Source organism: Burkholderia sp. HI2714, from assembly GCF_002223085.1.
GTDB lineage: Bacteria > Pseudomonadota > Gammaproteobacteria > Burkholderiales > Burkholderiaceae > Burkholderia > Burkholderia lata_D.
In genome coordinates this window covers 1-1,483 of the sequence record NZ_NKFM01000141.1, presented here as the reverse complement: position 1 = coordinate 1,483, position 1,483 = coordinate 1, and the positions used below count along the sequence as shown (strand labels likewise).

The window sequence follows — 1,483 nt, the reverse complement described above, 5'->3', positions numbered from 1 at the left end:
TACAGCCCGGAGCTCAATCGCATCGAGAAACTGTGGCACAAGATGAAATATGAGTGGCTGGCCTTCAAGGCGCGTGACATCCAAACCCTTGAAGAAGACGTCGATACGGTCCTTCAAGGATTCGGATTAAATTATAGATTTACTTTCTGTTGAGAGCTTATTGAAAGTTGCTTTGTACTGAGCCACGTGGCGTTTATTGAGCTAGAGCTCCATACGAGCGGTGTTGTTCGGAAGAATCTCGCCGACCAAGCTGTGATGGCAGAAGCGTCAGTGCCCTGCGTTACCCTGAACCGCGACAACAGGCGCGCTGTTTGAGCGATGCGAGTCGGCATGCGTCTGGTTGATCAGCGTCACCGCAGCCGTGCCATTGAGGCAGGCCGATTGCCATGAAATTCTGTTCCATCGGCTACTTCAGGGAAACGAGCCAACCAATGAGCACCGGACACACCAGAACAGGACAAGGGTATGAAAGCGAGTGAATCTCGCCAGATCGGCGAGTGAGCACACGGCTATCTGGTTCATGTCGTCTCCTTGGGTTTAATGTCGTGCATGAAATTCGCGCGGTCTGAGGGCGCCATCGATGGTGCGACCCTATCGCGCCCGATCGACAGTTGCCGTCGTGCTGCAACCAGTGTCAGGCGGACGCGGCTCGCAGTCCATGTCCGCGAACTTCAACCTGAATGAGGTCACCGAACACCCACGTTTGCGGCGTTACGCTACCGGCGGCAGCCCAGATCTCTGTCACGCGAGAGTCCCGATTTCCAGTTGGAGAAATCGCTTCTCTTGACGACGGATTGCCGCAGTCCATCGGACGAACCACGCGAACATTGCGACTGTCTGCATTGGACTGGCTATTCGTTTATTGGTCTGAGTACGGGCGTAAAGATGGACGCTGCGGATAGGCTCGGTGAGATAGCCGAGCCGCGCGCTACAGAGCGCCGAATGTGCGAGCAGCGGATCTACGCAAGGTTCCTGCGCAACGAAATGTCGTAAGCCCGCTCAGTGTGGCCACAAGCCAGATGCCGCTGCGGATCGTTGACGGGGTGATTTGCATCGGGCGGTAACGGGCGGACCCGGTTGCGTCAGCGCCGTCAATTCCGGGCGGAAGAGAGCCGCCCGGCACGACCGATTGGCACGCTCGGCGAACAGGACTAATTCGAGCACGAGAAGCTCGCTGCCAGATTCTGGTCCCCACCGATGTATTTGGGCCACTGCGGGTATTCGCACATGGGCCTCGTAAGCCTTCGACATGAAATGTCTCTACAATCATGGTTCGAACTGGACGGGACGAGCAACGAAGCTGATGGCATTGAAAGCGCTGGAACTGACGCAGGAAGAACGTACAAAGCTTGAAGCGATGGCGAGAAGCCGTCGTGATTGGCGAATACGAGACCGGTCGCGGACGATTCTGATGTTCAGCGACGGCGTGCGAGCGAAAGAGATCGCCAGACGACAGGAACTGACGTTGGAGGCGGTGTATGAG

At 56.5% G+C, this 1,483-nt stretch carries 1 protein-coding gene; it reads left to right on the top strand.

Going from position 1 to position 1,483, the window contains the following annotated elements:
• Positions 1 to 1,249: 1,249 nt before the first annotated feature.
• A partial coding sequence (locus tag CFB82_RS43675) for a hypothetical protein (RefSeq protein WP_218829056.1) occupies positions 1,250 to 1,483 on the top strand: 234 nt, incomplete at its 3' end.